Genomic DNA, 18,767 nt, shown 5'->3' on the forward strand with positions numbered 1-18,767 from the left:
CGGGCCTCCGCTCGTCTCGGTGCTCGTTCCCGGCAGGCCATGCGTCCCCCGCCTGCCGTGTGCTGCGCTCGGCTGGTCATGCGTCCTCGCCGGCCCGGGTCTGCGCGGCCAGCAAGTGGTAGAGGACGGCCATCCGCACGTGTACGCCGTTGCGCACCTGCTCGACGATCACGGAATTGGCCGCGTCCGCCACGCTGTCGGCGATCTCCATGCCGCGCAGCATCGGGCCGGGGTGCATCACCACCGCGTGCTCCGGGAGCAAGGCGGCCCGCGCGGCGTTGAGGCCGTAGTTGATCGAGTACTCGCGGGCCGACGGGAAGAACGCCCCGTGCATCCGCTCGGCCTGCACCCGCAGCATCATCACCGCGTCCGCGGCGGGCAGCTCGGCGTCCAGGTCGAAGCTGACCCGCACCCGGCGTGACGCCAGCCAGCCGGTCAGCGCGGCGGGCACCAGCGTGGGCGGGCCGACCAGCACCACTTCGGCACCGAGCGTGGTCAGCAGGTGGACGTTGGAGCGGGCGACCCGGCTGTGCAGCACATCACCCACGATGACTACTCGCCGTCCCTCCAACGGCCCAAGCCGTTCGCGGAGCGTGGCGGCGTCCAGCAGCGCCTGTGTCGGGTGCTCGTGCATTCCGTCACCGGCGTTGATCACCGAAGTGGGGGTATCCGCCAGCCACTCGGCCAGCCGCTGGGCGGCGCCCGACGCGGGGTGCCGCACGATGACGCAGTCCGCGCCCGCCGCCGAGAGGGTCAGCGCCGTGTCGCGCAGGCTCTCGCCCTTGCCCACCGACGAGCCGCTGGCCGAGACGTTCACCACGTCGGCGCTCATCCACTTGCCCGCCAGCTCGAACGACACCCTGGTGCGGGTGGAGTTCTCGTAGAACATGGTGATCACGGTGCGGCCGCGCAGCGTCGGCAGCTTGCGCACCTCGCGCCCCAGCAAGGTGCGCTTGAGCTCGTCGGCGGTGTCCAGCAACGCCGTTGCGGTGTCCCGGTCCAGTCCCTCGGTGGTCAGCAGATGCTTCACCGCGAACCCTCTCCCCCGCCTGCATCCGGCGCGGCCGCGCGCAGCAGCACCGCGTCGCGCCCGTCCACCTCCGACAGCAGCACCGCGACCTCTTCCCGGCGCGACGTCGGCACGTTCTTGCCCACGTAGTCGGCCCTGATCGGCAGCTCACGGTGGCCGCGGTCCACCAGCACGGCCAGTTGCACCACGCGCGGCCTGCCGATGTCGCGCAGCGCGTCCAGCGCGGAGCGGATGGTGCGGCCGGAATACAACACGTCGTCGACCAGGACGACGGTCCGGTCGTCGATGCCGCCTTCCGGCAGCTGGGTGAGTTCGAGCGGACGCGGCGGGCGACGGCGCAGATCGTCCCGGTAGAGGGTGACGTCGAGGCTGCCGTGGGGAACCGGCTGACCGGAGAACTCGGTGATGCGCCCGGCGAGGCGAGCCGCCAGCGGCGCTCCCCTGGTGGGGATGCCCAGCAGGACCGGGACCGGTTCGCCTCCGGGCCCGATGGCCGTCTTCTCGATGATCTGATGCGCGATGCGGGCGATGGTGCGCGCGACGTCACCGGCGGAGAGCAGCTCGCGCTCTGCCGGTCCCGTCGCGCCGCGGGTGCGCGGCGCCACGTGCAGCTCCTTCCCCGCCTCACGGGACGGGTCGTTAAAGGATTCCAGATCGGCTACCCCGCGTGTGCGCGGCAGCGTCGCCCCGACAGTAGCAGGGTCCGTTACTCAGCCGACTGGGTGGTGTCGAGAATTTGGGACGATTCCCCCGGATGATCGGGTTGAACTGGTGACCACGAGCGGTAACCATTACGCTGAGTATTCACCTCACGAAGCTCGCCCGTCCGACAACAGTGGCGGGGCACAGGGAACGGAGAGATGAGCACATGGGCGATTACGCCAAGGCGCTGGGCGCCAAGCTCCGCAGCATCCGGCAGCAGCAAGGGCTGTCGTTGCACGGCGTCGAGCAGAAGTCCGGTGGCCGGTGGAAAGCGGTCGTGGTCGGCTCCTACGAACGGGGCGACCGGGCAGTAACCGTCCAGAAGCTCGCCGAACTCGCCGACTTCTATGGCGTGCCGGTGGTCGAGCTGCTGCCGGAGGGACGCGTGCCGTCCGGTGCCGAGCCGGCCACCAAGATCGTGATCAACCTGGAGCGATTGCAGCAGCTACCCGCCGAGAAGGTCGGCCCCTTGGCCCGCTACGCGGCGACCATCCAGAGCCAGCGCGGCGACTACAACGGCAAGGTGCTGTCCATCCGGACCGAGGACCTGCGCTCGCTGGCGATCATCTACGACATGACGCCGGGTGAGCTGACCGAGCAGCTGATCGAGTGGGGTGTGCTGCCGCCGGAGGCGCGACCGGCCAAGGACGACAACAACTGACACGTCGCACGAAAGGCTCCGGCACGCTGGGCGGGCCGGAGCCTTGGTCGTTGTCCGGCGCCCCGCGCAGCGGCCAGCACGGTGTGCGCCGGTGGTTGCGCAGAACACCGAGCTTTGCTGTTCAAGTGGGTCAGGTGGCAATCGGTACGGAACGCAGCCGCCGGGGCAAGGGAACGCGGACGTGAGCGCGGCTGGGGGTCGGCGTAGCCGGCAAGCTCGGGGCGACCGGGAAAGCGGTGCTCGGATCGCAACCAGCGAGGCTGGTGGCGGCAAGCACAGCGTGCAGGGACGATCACCGCAGCCAGTTGGAGCGCGAACACAGCCGGTCGCGACCGTCCGAAACCCCGTTGCCCGGACCCGAAACGCGCAGCCCAGGTGACCGGAGCGCGTAACACCGGATCGGAGTCCTGCACACGCTCCATCCGGCGTCGGCTCCAGTCGCCCGAAGTCGGCAGCCGGTCTGCCCGGAGCACACCCCGGCCGGTCAGAGCACCGCACCCTGGCGACAGAGCGCCGCACCGCGGCCGGTCAGAGCGCCGCGCCCCGGCGGTCAGAACACCGCACCCCGGCCGACCAGAGCCGCACCCCGGCGGTCAGAGCACGGAGCGCAGTTTGTCGGCCACCGTGGCCATCCGGCCCAGCACGCCGTTGACGAAACGGGGCGAGTCGTCGGTGGAGAGCATCTTGGCGATGCTGACGGCCTCGTCGATGGCGACCGGATCCGGCACGTCCTCGGCCCACAGCAGCTCGAAGACGCCCATGCGCAGCACGGCGAGGTCGACCGGCGGCATACGCTCGATCGTCCAGCCTTTGGCGTACTCGGCCAGCAGCTCGTCGATGTGTTCCCGGTGTTCGGCCACCCCTTCGACCAAGGTGATGGCGTAGTCCGGGACCGGGTCAGCGTCCGGCGACCCGACACGTGCGGACAGCACCTCGGCCGGCTCGACGCCGCGCAGGTGCGCTTCGTAAAGCAGCTCGACGGCCCGCTGGCGCGCCGCGCGGCGCCCAGCAGGCCGGGATGCCCGCCCGCTCAACTGGATGCACGGCCGAGGTAGCGGCCGTCACGCGTGTCGACCTTGACCTTGTCACCGGTGTTGACGAACAGCGGCACCTGGATCTCCGCGCCAGTCTCGAGCTTGGCCGACTTGGTGCCTCCGGTGGCCCGGTCCCCTTGCAAGCCGGGGTCGGTGTGTTCCACGACCAGCTCGACCGAGGTGGGCAGCTCGACGAACAGCGGCGTCGACTCGTGGAACGACACCGTGGCCTCGGTGTTCTCCAGCATGTACTTGGCGGCGTCACCGACGACCTCGGCCGAGACCGGCACCTGGTCGTAGGTCTTGGCGTCCATGAACACGTAGTCGTCGCCGTCCTTGTACAGGTACGTCATGGCGCGCCGGTCGACCGTGGCGGTGTCCACCTTCACACCCGCGTTGAAGGTCTTGTCCAGCACCTTCCCGCTGAGCACGTGCTTCAGCGTGGTGCGCACGAACGCGCCGCCCTTGCCGGGCTTGACGTGCTGGAAGTTCAGGACGGTCCACAGCTCACCGTCCAGGTTGAGCACCATGCCGTTCTTCAGGTCATTGGTGGTGGCCACTGGTTGCCATTCTCCCGTGTTCGTCGTGCGCGCCGGCGCGCGCCATGCTCTGTCAAACGGTCACCAATTCCTTAATCGACAAGGTCAGAACTTCGTTGTCGCCCTCGGCGACGACGAGGGTGTCCTCGATCCGTACGCCCCCGCGGTCGGCCAGATACACACCGGGCTCCACGGTGACCGTCATACCAGCGGAAAGTTTACCGGCGCCGGTCTTGGCGATGCGCGGCGCCTCGTGCACGTCGAGGCCGACGCCGTGCCCGAGACCGTGCGGGAATTCGTCCCCGTATCCGGCGCGGTCGATCACTCTGCGGGCGGCCGCGTCCACCGCGGCCAGGTCGGCCCCTGCCACGGCCGCCTGGCGGCCGGCCGCTTGCGCGGTGCTGACCAGGCTGTAGATTTCGCGCTGCCACGCGGCGGGCCGCCCGATGACCAGGGTGCGGGTCATGTCGGAGTGGTAACCGCCCACTACGGCACCGAAGTCCAGTTTGACGAAGTCGCCCTCGGCCAGCACGGCGTCGGTCGGCCGGTGGTGCGGGATCGCCGAGTTGGGCCCGGTGGCCACGATCGACGGGAACGCGATGGCGTCGGCGCCGTGATCGAGCATCAGGTTCTCCAGCTCGCGGGCGACCTGCCGCTCGGTCCAGCCCGCGCGCACCCCGCCGTGTTCGATCAGGTCGGCCAGGGCACGGTCGGCGGCCGCGCACGCCATCCGCAGCGCCTCGATCTCCCCGGCGTCCTTGACCGCGCGCAGCTGCTCGACCAGTCCCGGGGTCCGGACCAGGTCGATGCCGTCCGCCAGCTCGGTCATCGTGTCGTAGAAGTCGACGCTGACGTGCTGGCTTTCGAAGCCGAGCCGCCGGTAGGCCTGGGCATCGCTCGCGGCGTGCCGCACCAGGGCGGCCGCGCTGGCCCGGTCGAGGACCGTCTGCAGGTCGGGGACCTCGGCCTTCGCCTGCGTCGTGTAGCGGCCGTCGGTGCAGAAGACCGTGCGCTGCTCGCTGGCCGGCTCGTCTGCGACGTGCACCAGCAGCGCGGCGTTCGAGCCGGTGAACCCGGTCAGGTACCTGATGTTGCGGAGGTCGGTGACGAGGATCGCGTCGACGTCCCGCTCCGCCAGCAGGCGGCGCAGCGCGGCGCGGCGGCGGGGGTGGACGTCCTCGGTGTGTGTTCGCGGCACGGCGTTCAAGCCTAGTGGCACCGGCTCGGCATAGCGTCCAAGCCTCGTGGCACCCGCTCGGCACGGCGCCCAAGCCCCGCAGCACCTCCCTCGGCACTGCGCCCCCACCCCGCAGCACCTCCCTCGGCACGGCGCCCAAGCCTTCGTGGCACCCCCACAGCACGGCGCCCCCACCCCGTGGCACCGACTAGGGTGCTGGTCATGAGTGCGTGGTCGGTTCGGGGTCCCGTGATGGCGGTGGTGCACGCCGCAGGCACGGTCGTGCTGCTCAAGCTGAAGCTGGCCGGGGTCATGCCACCGACGTTTCTGACCTGGATCACCATCGCGGTCCTGATCGGGGTCGCGTGGTTGTGGGGCTCCGTCGACGGCTGGCGCCGGATCGACCGGCCGGTGGTCACTTGGTTCGTCGCGGGCGTCGTCGGCGGCCTGCTCGGTGGTGTACTCAACGTGGCCGGGCGCGCGCTGTTCGTCGACCAGACCGGGGTGTCGCAGTTGCCTGCCCAGCTGACCAGTGGGGCGGCGTTCACCGCGCTGTTGATCATGGTGCCGGCCTGGGTCGGGGTCGCGATCGGCGCACGGCTCGATCCGCCCGTTGCTCAGGAGCCTGGGGCCGCGGGCGCGGTCTCATCCGCAGCCGCTCCCCGGGATCGGGCCGCATCGGCGAAAGAAGCGGCGCGCTCCCGTGCGGCAACGCGAACCGCCAAGGTGCGGCCCTCGCCCCATAATCGCAAACCGTCGCCTACCGCCCTTCAAGAGCGCGACGAGCCGGCTTCGCGGACTGCGCAGCGTCCGGGTTCGGCGGGAAAAAGCCGGGGGACGTCCGGCCCGGCGAACAGAACTCCGTCTCCTCGTCCGCGCCCGGACCGGGATTCGTCCGGTCGGTCCGGGTCCGAGGACTAGGCGGTCACCGCTGCGCGGGCGCTCGCCACACCCCGGCTGCCCCGCGCCCCCACGGCCGAAGGCGTCAAGTGATCACATTCCGCCACAGTTGATCAACACCGCCAGGCGGATGGCCGCGGACGACGTCAGCCGAGCGAGCCACCGTGCGGGTGCGAGCTCCACGCGTTGTCGCTGACGGTGCGCGACTTCGAGCCGTTCAGCTGGGCAAGCTTCGAGACGAGCCGCTGATCGGGCACCAGCCACAGCCGCTTGTCCTCCAGCAACATGCCCGCCTTGTTGTCGGGTGACTGCAAAATCGGCGCTCCCGCACGCAGCCGGGCCGCCACCGGCAGCTCGGGCAAATCCGCGGGTCGTTCCTCCAGCACGTGCCTGGCCAGGACCTCGGCGACCGACCGCCGGTCCACCCTGATCAGCTTGCCGTTCGTGACCAGATCCATGGTCCGCTCGGGCGACGGGAAGGTGTAACCGTCGAGAATGCGGAGCGCTCGCTGCGGGTCCTGGCACCCGCGTGCACCTTCCAGGTCCATGCCGAAGTGCCGCATGTCCGTGGGCGCTTCGGAATTCTGCGTTGCCCTGATGACGTCCAGCGGCACGGTTCCGCACGGATCGTCCTCGGACAACGGCGCGTGGCCGTGCGCGGTGCGCACCAAGCCGGGGCCTTCCCGCCACGGACCGCGGATCGACACCGGCGGGAACGGGTTCACCGTGAAATGCCGGTCCCAGAAGGTGAGTGTGGTGCCTGCCTTCGTCTGGTGCGCGATCGCGAACGCGTCGAGCACGTCCACCCACATCAGATCCGCGCTGAACGCGTCGACCAGCGAGCTCTCCCGAGGGGCCGCGGTGTTGGGAACCGGTTTGAACCCGGTGGGCGCCAGCGCTTCGACCCCGGAGTTGAAGCGCGGGTCACGGGACCTGAGCAGGAACTGACCTGCGCCGTTCCACCCCGCCGCTTCGGCCGTGGTGTCGGTGAACATCAGGTAGAACCAGCCGTCCAGGTAGACGGCCGACGGCTGGCCGACGCCGTAGGCGTTGTCGCGCTTCCGGCCGTGCGACGGGGTGACGATGGGCTTGCCGCCGTTGGCCCGGCGCCACGTGATGCCGTCGCGGCTGGTCGCCACGCCGATCGCGTTGCCGAAGTTGTGGTCGTCGTTGCGGGCGCCTGTGTAGTACAGGTAGTAGACCCCGTCGACTTTGATGACCGACGGGTCGCACGTGTGCTTGGCGTCGAAACCCCGACGGCTGCCACTGAACACCGCCTTCGGCCCCTGAGTGCCCGCGGCGTCACGGAACGGCCCGTCGAGCGTCCGCGCTTCCCCGTACAGGATGTCGTCGCCTGCAGGCTTCGCCGCGCCGTACTGGCTGCACCACCACATGCGCTTGCGGTCGCCCTCGACCATCACGGTCGGGCCGTAGTTGTACGGTGCATCTGCCCAGCCGGCGGCGACCACCCCTGGGCTCTGGCGGTGGTTGACCGCGCGCAGCTTCAGTTTCGGCTCGACCTGCTGCTGTGCCGGATGCTGTCGTGGCTGCTGCCCGTGCAACGGCGACGCCGGCGACTGGGCGGGCAGCGCCTCCGAACTGCCGTCGTCGCAGCCCGACAGCACGGCCAGCGTCATCAGGAGAACGATCTGAACGACCGCGGCCACCCGCCGACGCCGCGCGGCACGCTTCGCGGCGAGCCTCCCGCCCCTGCCTCCGACACCCGCCACAGCGGGGGTCAGTCGGCTGATTTCACCCGTTCGGCGATCCATCGCAGCGCCAAACCGTACCCTGTGATGCCCAAGCCGGTGATCACCCCGTCGGCCACCGCCGCGGTGACGCTGTGCCTCCGGAACTCCTCCCGTGCGTGGATGTTGGAGATGTGCACCTCGACCAACGGTGCGGTCAGCTGCGCACACGCGTCCCGCAGGGCGATCGAGTAGTGCGTCCACGCCGCCCCGTTGAGGATCACCGGCCACTGGTTGTCGGCGGCTTCGTGCAACCACTCGACCATGTCGCCTTCGTGGTTGGTCTGCCGGACATCGACCTGGAGCCCCAGCCCGGCCGCTGTCGAGCGGCAGTAGTCGACCAGGTCGTCGTAAGTCGTCTCGCCGTAGATGTGCGGCTCCCGCTTGCCGAGGCGATTCAGGTTGGGGCCGTTGAGAATCAGCACGTTCACAGCAGCACCTTCTTCGTCTCGCCCGGTTCTCCGGACACCGCCGAGTAGGCGGCCGCGAGCAGTGCCGGGTCCGGGCCCTCCAGCCTGCCCGGCTTGCCCAGCGCGTCCAGCACGACGAATCGCAGCACCCCGGAGCGTGTCTTCTTGTCCCTGCGCATGATCTCCAGCAGCTCCGGCAGGGCCTGCGGGTCGTAGCTGACCGGAAGCCCGAGGGCGGTCAGCACCCGGGCATGCCGCGCCGCGGTCTCGTCGTCGAGCCGCCCGGCCAAGCGGGCCAGCTCGGCGGCGAACACCAGGCCCACGCTGACCGCCGCGCCGTGCCGCCACCGGTAGCGCTCCCGCCGCTCGATGGCGTGCCCCAGGGTGTGCCCGTAGTTCAGCACCTCGCGCAGGCTGGACTCGGTCAGGTCGGCGGCCACGACGTCCGCCTTGACCTGGATCTTGCGGCGGATCAGCTCGGGCAGGACGTCCCCGGTGGGGTCGGTCGCCGCCGCCGGATCGGCCTCGATGCGGTCCAGGATGACCGGATCGGCGATGAACCCGCCCTTGACGATCTCGGCCATGCCTGCGACGAGCTCGTTGCGCGGCAAGGTCTCCAGGGTGGTCAGGTCCACCAGCACTGCGCTCGGCTCGTGGAAGGCACCGACCAGGTTCTTCCCGGCGTCGGTGTTGATGCCGGTCTTTCCGCCGATCGCCGCGTCCACCATGCCGAGCAACGTGGTCGGGACGTTGACCAACCGAACGCCGCGCATCCACGTCGCGGCGACGAAGCCGGCCAGGTCGGTCACCGCTCCCCCACCGAGACCGACCACCACGCCTTTGCGGTCCAGGCCGATCTGGCCGAGGACGTTCCAGCAGAAGTCCGCCACCGCCAGGGCTTTGCCGTCCTCGGCATCCGGGATCTCGATCCGGTGCGCGTCGTGCCCGGCCTTGGTGAGGTCTTCGCGTACCGCCTCGGCGGTGGTGGCCAGCGTCGGCTGATGGACGATGGCGACCGTGGACGCCCCGGCCACCGCCTCGGCGAGCTCCCCGAGCAGCCCGCGACCGATGATCACGCTGTACGGCTGGGCCGTCTTCACCTCGATACGCGTCGGCTCCGTCATCACGACACCTTCTTCAGCTCGGCGACCACGGCGTCGACCACTTCGTCCGGCGTCAACTGGTCGGTGTCCACCTGCACGGTCGCGACCTCTCGGTAGAGCGGGAGCCGAGCCTCCAGCAATTGCTTGTACGTTGCCCGCGGGTTGACCCCGGCCAGCAGCGGCCGCGCCGTCGACAGGCCCACCCGTCTGACCCCGACGGGCATCCCCACGTTGAGGAACACGACCCGGTGGCCCACCAGGCGCTCCCGGGTGGCCGCCGAGAGCACGGCTCCTCCGCCCAGCGAGTAGACACCGTCGTGGCGTTGCAGTCCTTCGGCGATGACCTGTTCCTCCAGCTCGCGGAATCGCGGTTCGCCGTCCTCGGCGAAGATGTCCGGGATCGACTTTCCCGCCGTCTGCTCGATTTCGGCATCGGCGTCGACGAACGCGGCACCGAGCCGCTCGGCCAGCAGGGGCCCGACCGTGCTCTTGCCCGAGCCGGGTGGGCCGACGATGACGGCGACCGGGCTCATCGCGCCCACCACTTTTCCAGTGCGGCCAGGTAGGACTCGGCGTTGCGCTTGCTCTCCGCCAGCGAGTCGCCACCGAACTTCTCCGCAGCGGCGTCGGCCAGCACCAGGGCGACCACCGACTCGAGCACCACACCCGCACGGGGCACGGCACAGACGTCGGAGCGCTGGTGGATGGCCACGGCAGGCTCCTTCGTGGCCGTGTTCACCGTGGCCAGCGCGCGGGGCACGGTGGAGATGGGCTTCATGGCGACACGCACCCGCAGCGGCTCACCGTTGGTCATGCCGCCCTCCAGGCCGCCCGCGCGGTTCGACCGCCTGGTGACCCCGGCAGGCCCGGTGCCCAGGTCGATCTCGTCGTGCGCCTGAGAACCCCATCGGCGGGCCGTGGTGAATCCGTCGCCGATTTCCACGCCCTTCATCGCCTGCACACCCATGAGCGCCCCGGCCAACCGGGCGTCCAGCCTCCGGTCCCAGTGCACGTGTGAGCCCAGCCCGGGCGGAAGCCCGTAGGCGATCACCTCGATCACCCCGCCCACGGTGTCGCCCGCCTTCCGCACGGCCTCGACCTCCGCGACCATGGCCTCGGTCGCCGCCGGATCGAACGCCCGCACCGGGCTTTCGTCGATCGCGGGCAGGTCCTCCGGCCGCGGCAGCGGCCCTTCCGGGGCCGTTGCCCCGCCGATCGCCACCACGTGGCTGACGATCTCCACGCCGAGCAGCTGACGCAGGTAGGCGCGGGCCACCGTACCGAGCGCGGTCCGTGCGGCGGTCTCCCGCGCGCTGGCCCGCTCGAGCACGGGACGGGCGTCGTCGAAGCCGTACTTGAGCATCCCTGGCAGGTCTGCGTGGCCGGGCCGCGGCCGGGTCAGCGGAGCGTTCCGCGCCAGGCCCTCCAGCTCGCCGGGATCCACCGGATCGGCCGCCATGACCTTTTCCCACTTCGGCCATTCGGTGTTGCTGATGTGGATGGCGATCGGCCCGCCTTGCGTCACACCGTGCCGTACGCCTCCGGTGATCTCGACCGTGTCCTTCTCGAAACCCATACGAGGACTGCGGCCGAAGCCCAGCCGGCGGCGAGCAAGTTGCTCGCTGATCTCGGCCGAGGTGATGTGCACCCCGGCCACCATGCCTTCCAGCACGGCGGTCAAGCTCGGACCGTGGGACTCTCCTGCGGTGATCCAGCGCAACACCCATGAATCGTGTCATGTCGCGCACCTGCGCTCGCTACGGGCCCACACCGAATCTCTCCCCGGGAAACACCGCCATCACCCACGTGCTCACCAGCAGGCCCGGTCCGTGCGGCACGCCATCGCGCCAAGCGCGCCTGCCGGACAGCCGTCCGGCCAGCGCGAGCATTGCCGTGGTCATGGCCGCCAGCGCCGCACCCACCAGGACCGAGGCCCAGCCGAGCGCACCGAGGACACCACCCAATCCGCCGGACAGCTTGACGTCACCCGCGCCCAATGACGCCGGTCGTAGCGTGTGGACGCACCAGTGGCAAAGGAAGAAGCCAACGGCCCCGGCGGCCGCGGAAACCATCAGCCACGCGCTCTGCACTGCCACCGCCGCTGCACCGACGGCCAACCCGACAGCGACCGTCGCCGACATGGTCAGCGCATCGGGCAGGCGCATGTGTTTGAGATCCACGGCCGTCAGAGGCACCGCGAATGCCGTCAGCGCAACCGGCACGGGGAGCCACCACTCCGGCCACGACGATCCGGCGCGAGCGGCGACGACAGCGAACAGCAGAGCGGACGTCACTTCGAGCGGCCCCGGTCGTATCCGACACCCACGCGGCAGAGCCGCGAGGACCCACCGGCTGACAGCGCCCAGCAGGACGCCGATCGCGGCGAACACGCATGTCAGTTGCCATGTCATGCCGCCCAGCATCGGGACGCGACGCCGAGTCCACAACGCACGACGACACCCAGGACGCCACTCGCGTCACTGAACCGGCGATTTCCGACCCGGGATGCGCCATTCGCGGCGCCGGATGGTGACACGGGGCCGACTTGGACCTACCGTCGGAGCCGATCGGGACGGCGGCTAGCCGGCGGCCGTCGATCCCGGGGTTTCCGCTCCAGTGGTCGACGCGGAGCGCCAATCCCGGCGCGCCAACAGCAACCCGCCGAAGACGATGCACGCGATGTCGGTCACCAGTCCCCACACCTCGGCCGACGTCGTCAGCTGCTGCTGGATGCCGAACAAACCGACCGTAAGAGCAAGGAGGTACGCCCCCAATGTCGCCGCCCCGAATCCCACCGCGGCCAGCAACGGCAGCCAGTGCCGCCAGAACAGCACCCCACCGGAGATCACGATGCCGGCACCCACGTTCACCAGGAACAGCGGGCCGATCACCTCGTGCGTGTTGGCCCAGTCGTCCCACTCGAGCAAATGCACCACAGCCGAACCGAGAAGTCCGAACAGCAGTAGCGCAACCAGCACGACTCTGGCCATCACGCGTCCTTTCGCTCGGTGACCCATATCACCACAACGCGGTGGTTCCTGCTACCGGTTCAACCAGTAGACACCCGAGTGTGCTGCCAGAACACCGGACGCTCCGCGCCCCGGTCAGGTTGTGACGGCCTTGTGCTCCTAGCATGACCGTCCATGAGCCCCGAACGTCACACCCGCCGCGACGCGTTGACATTCGGCGTCGCCGTCGGCGCCGTAGGAGCCGTGTCCATCGCGGGCTGCGGCAGCGAGGAGCCACAGCAGCCGAAGGAGCCGCCCAAACGGCTGGTCAAGGCCGACGAGGTGGAGATCGGCAAGCCCAAGTTGGTGAAGCACCCCAACGGCCGGATGCTGCCCGGGCAGGAGTTCGAACAGATCATCCTGGTGCGCACGGACGAAAAGACCGTCAAGGCCTACAGCAACCTGTGCACCCACGCCGAGTGCCTGGTCAAGCCGAAGGGCAAGACCCTGCACTGCCCGTGCCACGAAGCCGACTTCGACCCGGCCACGGGCGAGGTCATCCAGGGACCGCCGCCGAAGCCGCTGGCGACGATCGACGTGCACATCGCAGACGGCTGGATCATGACGGGGTCGGCGTGACGGGCGCACTGGATCAGGTCGCACAGTGGCCGGTCTCCAACGCCGCGGCCGCTGTCGTCGCAGCTGACGGCCGGGTACTCGGAGCAGTGGGCGACGACAAGCGGGAGTACTACCTGGCCTCGGTGACCAAGCTGCTCACCGCCTACACCGTGCTCATCGCGGTCGAGGAAGGCGTGTTCGAGCTCGACACGCCCGCGGGCCCGGAAGGGGCGACCGTCCGGGACCTGTTGGCGCACACCGCCGGGGTCGCGTTCAGCCAGCGGAAGGTGGTGGCTGCCCCGCGCACCCGCAGGCTGTACTCCAGTGCCGGGTTCGACATGCTGGCCGAGGCGCTCACCGAGCACGCCGACATCGCGTTCGACACCTATCAGCAGGAAGCGCTGCTGACCCCGCTGGGGATGACCAGCACCCGGCTGGCGGGCTCCCCGGGGGCCGATGGCTACTCGACGGTTGCCGACCTCGTTCGTTTCGCGCACGAGCTGCAACGGCCGACCCTCATCAGCCCGCAGACGCTCACCGAGGCGACCACGGTGCAGTTCCCCGGACTCAACGGTGTGCTGCCCGGCTTCGGTCACCAGCGTCCGAACGACTGGGGCCTGGGCTTCGAGCTGCGGGACCACAAGGATCCGCACTGGACCGGCAGCACCAGTTCACCGCGCACATTCGGACACTTCGGACAGTCCGGGACGTTCTTGTGGATCGACCCCGAGGCCGGGCTCGGCTGTGTAACCTTGACCGACCGCGACTTCGGGGACTGGGCGAAGGAGGCGTGGCCGCGGTTCACCGACGCGGTACTGGCGGAGTACGCCCGGCGCTGACCGGGTCTCGGGGGAGGTGGTCACGATCGACATCCAGCAGATTCTGCTGACCGTCGGTGGGGTCCTGTTCGTGGGCGTCGCGCTGTGGCTGTGGTTCCAGCAGGAAAAGCGGACGTACGAGAAGAAGAAGCGCGAGGCCGAAAAGAACGGCTGGACCTACCAGCGATTCGGCAAGGGCCTGCGCCGCAAGTACCGGCACCTGCCGATCGTCGACGGTGACTCGGTGCGGGCCAAGCACGTCATGCGCGGCCAGTACCGCGGTCGCCCGATCACCATGTTCACCCTCGCATTCAGGCGTGAGGAGCCGGTGAAGTCCCGCCACATCTTCGACGACGGGGACCGTGACAACGACGGCAAGCGGGACACGCGCCAGGTCAAGAAGTCCTACGGCGTGGTTTCCGTCGGCGTGCCGACCGAGCTGCCGAAGTTCGAGCTCAGCGCCAAAGAACGACAGGGCAAACGGTTGCGGCAAGAACGGTCGCGGTTCACCGAACAGCTTGTCGGCAACATCGCCGGTAACGTGATCGGTGCGAAGGCGGGCCAGCTGCTGTTCGGCAAGGACTACACCGGCGGAAAGGTCGAGATGGGTGATCCGCAGTTCGACGACGTGTTCGTCGTGCGGTCGACCGAACCGGATCGGGTTCGCGCCTTGCTGACCCCGCAGGCACGGGCCTGGTTGCTGAAGTCCGACAAGGCCCGCAAGTACGTCGTGTGGTGCGACGGACAGGAAATCATCACGTGGGGCACCGGCACGGACACCAACGTCGGCAAGGTCAAGGCCAACTACCTCAACGACCTGCTCGACCAGCTTCCGGCCGGTCAGCTGTGGGGGCCACCGCCGAGCTGACTCCTGTCAGGCAGTCGCATGGTCCGCCGGCCCTGGTAGCCGCGAACGGCATGACCGGGGCCGACAGCCTGCCCGCGGGCTCGACCCGGCAGGCCTACTGAGGTTCGGGCCGGCGAACCGGCTGAAGCCTCCGAGCCGGCGAACCGGCTGAGAACCCGACCGACAGATCCACGGAGGCTTCGCAGCCGACAGACTTGCGGCAAGCTCGGGTCGGCGAAGCGGCTCGGGTCGGCGAAGCGACGCAGAGCCGGGGCTCGGCAACCCCGAGGGGATCGGCCAGCGGGTCGGCTGAACACACTGAGCCGGCAGATCCACTGCAGGCTCGAGTCGACGACCCACTGAAGACGAGTCGACCGGTCCACTGAGGGCTCGCGCCAACAGACCAGCTGAACGCTCGGGGCCGGAGACACTGACAGTCCCACCAAGCCGGCAGTCCCACCAAGAGGATCGGTCAGCGCGTCGGCTGAACGCTCGGAGCTGGCTGGCCCACTGCAGGCTCGAGTCGACGACCCACACAAGAGCGAGTTGACGAACCGCTGAACGCCCGGTGTAGCGGAGACGATGGGGCCTGGGTCGGCACACTGCTGACGGACCTGCCAGCGACCCGCTGAACGCTCGGGAGCCCGCAGACCACTGGAGGACACGGGGCAGCTCGCGCTCCAGCCCGCCGAGGGGGCGGCCAGCGGACCTGCTCAGTGACCGGACGCCTGGCCGGACACAGCTGAAGTCCGGACAGCCGCGAACACCCCGATCACGCCCGCCCACCGCGGCCGGAGGGATGCCGACAGCTTTGGAGCCAGCTTGGGTGGACGCCCGGCCGGGAAGCGGCGCCTACGGTTCCATGACACGGTTCTACCGTTCCAGGGCACGGTTCCACGGTTCCATGCCCCGGATCGCGATCCCGCAGCGATACGGCGGCATTCTCCACCGCGTCGCCGAGGCATCGCGTCGCCGAGATCGCGTCACCAGGAGCCATGCCCCCGACAATCGCGTCGGTGACACGCGGATCGCAGAGCGGCACGACGCGCCTTCCACGGCCGGGTGCGGCCGTCTCAGTACTCAGCCCAGCGGAAGCTCGTGCACTCCCCCGGTCGCTTCCCGCAGCGCAGCCCGCATCTCCGCTCGGGGCGCCGGCTTGCCGGTGAACTGCTCCACCTGCCCGAACGCCTGGTGCAGCAGCATGTCCAGCCCGGTCGCCAGCCGGCCGCCGCCCGCCAGCACCGCCTCCGCCAACGGTGTCGGCCACGGGTGATAGATCACGTCGAGCACGCTCGCCGCAGTCGCCAGCTCCGCTGCGTGCGGCCGGACCGCGTCGGCCGGTGCCGTGTTGATCACCACGCTCGCCGTCGCCGCCAGCTCCGCCCAGTCCGCGTCGGCCCAGCGCCGTGCCTCGGCCGACAAGCCGGCGCGCTGGGCGGCGGCCATTGCGCCGGCGGCGCGCGCAGGTTCACGTACGACGAACAGCACCTCGGACAGCCTCAGCTGGTGACACGCCACCGCAGCGGCCGACGCCGTGCCACCCCCGCCGATCACCACAGCGGGCCGATCCGTCCGCGGCTTGCCGCAGACGGCCAGCACAGCTCCCGCTACACCGTCGACGTCCGTGCAATCCGCGCGCCAGCCGCCATCACCCAGCTTCACCAGCGTGTTCGCCGCACCGACCGCCCGGGCACGCGGAGTCGCCTCGGTGGCGAATTCCAGCGCTGCGTGCTTGCCCGGCATGGTCACCGAGACGCCCACCCACTCGGACCCGAAGCCACTGAGCAACTCCGGCAACCGCTGGGCATCGGCCTCGACACGCTCGTAGGTCCAGTCGGTCAAACCGAGCGCACGATAGGCGGCAAGGTGCAGCACCGGGGACAGCGAATGCGCCACCGGCTTGCCCAGCACCGCCGCGCGGCGCGCGCCCGGTGACCGCCGATCGCCGTTACCAGACACCACGCTTCCTCGCGTCAGCGACGTTCCGTTGATGCTCGTCGAAGCTCGTGGAGAAGCACGACAGGCCGTTCTTCTCGCACTTGACGAAGTACAGCCACGACCCCCGCGGCGGCTTCAGTGCCGCGTTGATCGCGTCGGTGCTCGGCGACGAAATCGGCGTCGGCGGCAGCGACGTGTTCTGGTAGCTGTTGTACGGGCCCGGCCTGGCCCTGTCCTTCGGCGACGTGCGAATGTGCGGGCGGTCCAGCACGTAGTTGATCGTGGAATCCATCTCCAGCCGCATGCCGTCGTCGAGCCGGTTGTAGATGACCCTGGCCACCTTGCCGAAGTCGTTCTTCACCGCCTCCCGCTCCACGATCGAGGCGATAACGACGACCTCGTACGCCGTGCGCTTGGTGGCCTTGGCCGTGTCGGGCAGGCCGACGGCCTCGAACTGGGCTGCCGACGCCGACAGCACTTCCTTCAGCACCTCTTCGGCACTCCAGCCGGGCTTGATGTCGTACACGCCGGGCAGCACCATGCCCTCCAGCCGCCGCTCCTTCGGCGCCTTCTTGGCACCGCTGGCCAGCCACCGCGGCACGCCCAGCTTGGTCAGGTCCGCGGTCTCCGCGACCTTGCGCAGCTCCTTGACCGGCACACAGGTGCTCTTGCCGTCGATCTTGGCGCACGTCGCCTTCGACAGCAGGCTGTAGATCCCCGGGATCTTCTCGCCGTTGGGTTGCCGGAGGTCGTCCAGCTGAGTTCCGCTGCGGATCTGCACGTGCCCGACCCTGGCCTCGTCGGCCACGATCGCCCGGACCGCGGCCGCGCCGGACATGCGCTTCTTCAACTGGTAGTACCCGGGTTGGATGCTCCGGATGTCCTCGTTGTTCTCCGCCGCCTCCAGGAAGGCCTCGCTGCTGGCCACCACTCCGGCCTTCACCAGCCGCGCGGCGATCGCCGCCGTGGAGTCACCCTGCTCCACCTGAACCACGACGTCGCCTTGCCCAGCGCCCTGGTAGTCCTCGTACCCGAAGCCCAGCAGTTCCTTGGCACCGAACCACGCGCCACCGGCCATCGCCGCGATCACCGCGATCGCCGCCGCCCATCCGGCCAGCCGGCGAACGGCCGACCGGCGCCTGCCGCGCAGCTTGCCCGGCTCCGGGGCCTCCTCGGACTCCTCGTCGGCGAGCAGGGCATCGACCGGATGATCGTCGTAGTCCTCGCCGTAGTCCGCTTCGTAGTCCTCGCCGTAGTCCGCGTCGTAGTCCTCGTCGTGCTCCTCGCCGCGGCCTTCGTAGTCGTCTGCGTAGCGTTCGTCCCGCTCGTCGCCACCGAATGACAGCCCGTCCTGCCGATCGCCGGGTTCGGGCGTCCGACCGGCGCCGCGACCTGCGTCATCCTCGTAGCGCATCGCTGGGTTCCTGGCGATGTCCGGATCGAACGGTACGTCTTCGTCGACGGAATCGTTCCCGTGCTGCGGTCCGGGCGAGGGCTCATCCGGCTCTCCGTATCTGCCGTGCCCAGGCGGTGGGCCCGGCCGCATCGGGTGCCCCGGGTACCCACCGGCCTCGCCCGCAGACGCCGCTTGTGCCGCCGGCATCGACGGCCGCGTCCCCGGCGGGCCCGGCGGCCCGTGCACCGGAGGAACCCCGCCCGGTGGCAACGAGACCGGAGGAACCCCACCTTGCGGCAACGAGACTGGGGGGACGCCGCCTGCCGGCAGTGAGGCCGGATGGGCACCGCGCTGCCGTGGGGGTAGCTCACCGCGTCCCCCGCCGGCTGGGGCATCGGGCACGCGCGGACGTCCACCGGGCCGTGCCGCGTCACCGTCCACCGGACGACGGCCACCAGGACGCCGGTCCGGGCCCCGGCCACCCGGGACCGCGCCCGAGCCGGGCGAGCCCTGCCCATGCGGACGCGGTGCTCCCAGCATCGCAGGTTCAGGGCCACCTGCCCACGCGGCACCAGAGCGGCGAGACTCGGGGCCTGTCACAGGTGCGCGTCCACTGCGGGCCGGCGAATCCCCGTGCACCCGCGACGCCCTGTTCGGCTGCGTGGTATCACCTTGCGGCGCCCGGGGCAGTCTCCCGGCACGCCGCTGCTCGGCCCTGTCGGCGCGCGGTCCCGCATTCCGGCGCCCGGGCTCACGGCCACGCGGGCCCTCACCAGCAGGCTGTGCTTCCCGGTCGTCGGCCGCTGGAGGCCGGCCGCGCCGGATCCTGGCCAACGGCTGGGTGTGCGAATCATCGGGGACCGGCGCCCGCGACCTCGGCTGCTGCCTCGGCACCTGC

General features: G+C 70.0%; 19 protein-coding genes. 5 read left to right on the forward strand and 14 right to left on the reverse strand.

Going from position 1 to position 18,767, the window contains the following annotated elements; translation table 11 throughout:
* Nucleotides 1–76 precede the first annotated feature (76 nt).
* Nucleotides 77–1,030 carry an aspartate carbamoyltransferase catalytic subunit gene (locus tag YWY_RS0101435; RefSeq protein ID WP_028846173.1) on the reverse strand — a complete coding sequence of 318 codons (954 nt, stop codon included), beginning with the start codon at nucleotides 1,028–1,030 and terminating at the stop codon, nucleotides 77–79.
* Nucleotides 1,027–1,635: a bifunctional pyr operon transcriptional regulator/uracil phosphoribosyltransferase PyrR gene (gene pyrR, locus YWY_RS19625; RefSeq protein ID WP_051309464.1), complete on the reverse strand. Its 609-nt coding sequence runs from the start codon at nucleotides 1,633–1,635 to the stop codon at nucleotides 1,027–1,029. The genes YWY_RS0101435 and pyrR overlap by 4 nt, the downstream gene beginning before the upstream one ends.
* Nucleotides 1,636–1,898: 263 nt before the next feature.
* Between pyrR and bldD the strand changes: the two genes are divergently transcribed.
* Nucleotides 1,899–2,393, forward strand: a complete 495-nt coding sequence (bldD, locus tag YWY_RS0101445) for a transcriptional regulator BldD (protein ID WP_028846174.1) — start codon at nucleotides 1,899–1,901, stop codon at nucleotides 2,391–2,393.
* Between the two features lie 593 nt (nucleotides 2,394–2,986).
* Here bldD and nusB read toward each other — a convergent pair.
* Genes nusB through YWY_RS0101460 form a run of 3 tightly spaced genes read right to left on the reverse strand, consistent with a single transcriptional unit; the run spans nucleotide 2,987 to nucleotide 5,164 of the window.
* Nucleotides 2,987–3,433, reverse strand: coding sequence for a transcription antitermination factor NusB (nusB, locus tag YWY_RS0101450; RefSeq protein WP_038044225.1), 447 nt, complete (start codon nucleotides 3,431–3,433; stop codon nucleotides 2,987–2,989).
* The gene (gene efp, locus YWY_RS0101455; RefSeq protein ID WP_028846176.1) at nucleotides 3,424–3,987 is read right to left on the reverse strand and encodes an elongation factor P; all 564 of its coding nucleotides are present in this window, start codon (nucleotides 3,985–3,987) and stop codon (nucleotides 3,424–3,426) included. Before efp ends, nusB begins: the two co-directional genes overlap by 10 nt.
* A 52-nt stretch (nucleotides 3,988–4,039) precedes the next feature.
* Complete coding sequence (locus YWY_RS0101460) at nucleotides 4,040–5,164, reverse strand: M24 family metallopeptidase (protein WP_038044294.1); 1,125 nt, start codon at nucleotides 5,162–5,164, stop codon at nucleotides 4,040–4,042.
* A gap of 201 nt (nucleotides 5,165–5,365) precedes the next feature.
* Here YWY_RS0101460 and YWY_RS23005 point away from each other — a divergent pair, with 201 nt between their 5' ends.
* Entirely contained in the window at nucleotides 5,366–6,064 is a 699-nt protein-coding gene (locus tag YWY_RS23005) for a hypothetical protein (RefSeq protein ID WP_156899043.1), read from the forward strand.
* Between the two features lie 125 nt (nucleotides 6,065–6,189).
* On the opposite strand, the gene YWY_RS0101470 is transcribed toward YWY_RS23005, so the two are convergent.
* The 7 genes from YWY_RS0101470 to YWY_RS19640 all read right to left on the reverse strand — a co-directional run bounded on the left by YWY_RS0101470 (nucleotide 6,190) and on the right by YWY_RS19640 (nucleotide 12,294).
* A complete protein-coding gene (locus tag YWY_RS0101470; RefSeq protein WP_038044296.1) occupies nucleotides 6,190–7,680 on the reverse strand; it encodes a glycoside hydrolase family protein in 1,491 nt (496 codons plus the stop codon).
* 101 nt (nucleotides 7,681–7,781) lie between these two features.
* The gene (aroQ, locus tag YWY_RS0101475) at nucleotides 7,782–8,222 is read right to left on the reverse strand and encodes a type II 3-dehydroquinate dehydratase (protein WP_028846179.1); all 441 of its coding nucleotides are present in this window, start codon (nucleotides 8,220–8,222) and stop codon (nucleotides 7,782–7,784) included.
* Entirely contained in the window at nucleotides 8,219–9,325 is a 1,107-nt protein-coding gene (gene aroB, locus YWY_RS0101480; RefSeq protein ID WP_028846180.1) for a 3-dehydroquinate synthase, read from the reverse strand. Before aroB ends, aroQ begins: the two co-directional genes overlap by 4 nt.
* Complete coding sequence (locus YWY_RS0101485; protein WP_028846181.1) at nucleotides 9,325–9,837, reverse strand: shikimate kinase; 513 nt, start codon at nucleotides 9,835–9,837, stop codon at nucleotides 9,325–9,327. Before YWY_RS0101485 ends, aroB begins: the two co-directional genes overlap by 1 nt.
* Complete coding sequence (gene aroC, locus YWY_RS0101490) at nucleotides 9,834–11,027, reverse strand: chorismate synthase (protein ID WP_028846182.1); 1,194 nt, start codon at nucleotides 11,025–11,027, stop codon at nucleotides 9,834–9,836. Before aroC ends, YWY_RS0101485 begins: the two co-directional genes overlap by 4 nt.
* A 34-nt stretch (nucleotides 11,028–11,061) precedes the next feature.
* On the reverse strand, nucleotides 11,062–11,694 hold the full coding sequence (locus tag YWY_RS19635; protein WP_169725201.1) for a prepilin peptidase: 633 nt from the start codon (nucleotides 11,692–11,694) through the stop codon (nucleotides 11,062–11,064).
* Between the two features lie 189 nt (nucleotides 11,695–11,883).
* A complete protein-coding gene (locus YWY_RS19640; RefSeq protein ID WP_051309470.1) occupies nucleotides 11,884–12,294 on the reverse strand; it encodes a hypothetical protein in 411 nt (136 codons plus the stop codon).
* A 153-nt stretch (nucleotides 12,295–12,447) separates the two neighbouring features.
* On the opposite strand from YWY_RS19640, the gene YWY_RS0101505 reads away from it, so the two are divergent.
* From YWY_RS0101505 to YWY_RS0101515, 3 genes are read left to right on the forward strand one after another with little or no spacing between them, the layout of a single operon-like run.
* The gene (locus YWY_RS0101505; RefSeq protein ID WP_028846183.1) at nucleotides 12,448–12,891 is read left to right on the forward strand and encodes a Rieske (2Fe-2S) protein; all 444 of its coding nucleotides are present in this window, start codon (nucleotides 12,448–12,450) and stop codon (nucleotides 12,889–12,891) included.
* Nucleotides 12,888–13,709 (forward strand): serine hydrolase domain-containing protein, encoded by an 822-nt coding sequence (locus tag YWY_RS0101510; protein WP_038044226.1) that lies wholly within the window; start codon nucleotides 12,888–12,890, stop codon nucleotides 13,707–13,709. Before YWY_RS0101505 ends, YWY_RS0101510 begins: the two co-directional genes overlap by 4 nt.
* A 16-nt stretch (nucleotides 13,710–13,725) precedes the next feature.
* The gene (locus YWY_RS0101515) at nucleotides 13,726–14,556 is read left to right on the forward strand and encodes a hypothetical protein (RefSeq protein ID WP_028846185.1); all 831 of its coding nucleotides are present in this window, start codon (nucleotides 13,726–13,728) and stop codon (nucleotides 14,554–14,556) included.
* A gap of 1,059 nt (nucleotides 14,557–15,615) precedes the next feature.
* Here YWY_RS0101515 and YWY_RS0101525 read toward each other — a convergent pair.
* A complete protein-coding gene (locus YWY_RS0101525) occupies nucleotides 15,616–16,494 on the reverse strand; it encodes a shikimate dehydrogenase (RefSeq protein ID WP_051309531.1) in 879 nt (292 codons plus the stop codon).
* Complete coding sequence (mltG, locus tag YWY_RS24255) at nucleotides 16,484–17,887, reverse strand: endolytic transglycosylase MltG (protein WP_051309473.1); 1,404 nt, start codon at nucleotides 17,885–17,887, stop codon at nucleotides 16,484–16,486. Before mltG ends, YWY_RS0101525 begins: the two co-directional genes overlap by 11 nt.
* Nucleotides 17,888–18,767: the final 880 nt, after the last annotated feature.

This window comes from Thermocrispum agreste DSM 44070, assembly GCF_000427905.1.
GTDB lineage: Bacteria > Actinomycetota > Actinomycetes > Mycobacteriales > Pseudonocardiaceae > Thermocrispum > Thermocrispum agreste.

Bases quoted from the DNA above. Each gene is read 5' to 3' on its own strand.
- YWY_RS0101470 (WP_038044296.1), bottom strand. From the start codon at position 7,680: ATGACGCTGGCCGTGCTGTCGGGCTGCGACGACGGCAGTTCGGAGGCG.
- aroB (WP_028846180.1), bottom strand. From the start codon at position 9,325: ATGACGGAGCCGACGCGTATCGAGGTGAAGACGGCCCAGCCGTACAGC.
- bldD (WP_028846174.1), top strand. From the start codon at position 1,899: ATGGGCGATTACGCCAAGGCGCTGGGCGCCAAGCTCCGCAGCATCCGG.
- YWY_RS0101505 (WP_028846183.1), top strand. From the start codon at position 12,448: ATGAGCCCCGAACGTCACACCCGCCGCGACGCGTTGACATTCGGCGTC.
- YWY_RS0101485 (WP_028846181.1), bottom strand. From the start codon at position 9,837: ATGAGCCCGGTCGCCGTCATCGTCGGCCCACCCGGCTCGGGCAAGAGC.
- YWY_RS23005 (WP_156899043.1), top strand. From the start codon at position 5,366: ATGAGTGCGTGGTCGGTTCGGGGTCCCGTGATGGCGGTGGTGCACGCC.
- mltG (WP_051309473.1), bottom strand. From the start codon at position 17,887: ATGCGCTACGAGGATGACGCAGGTCGCGGCGCCGGTCGGACGCCCGAA.
- YWY_RS19640 (WP_051309470.1), bottom strand. From the start codon at position 12,294: ATGGCCAGAGTCGTGCTGGTTGCGCTACTGCTGTTCGGACTTCTCGGT.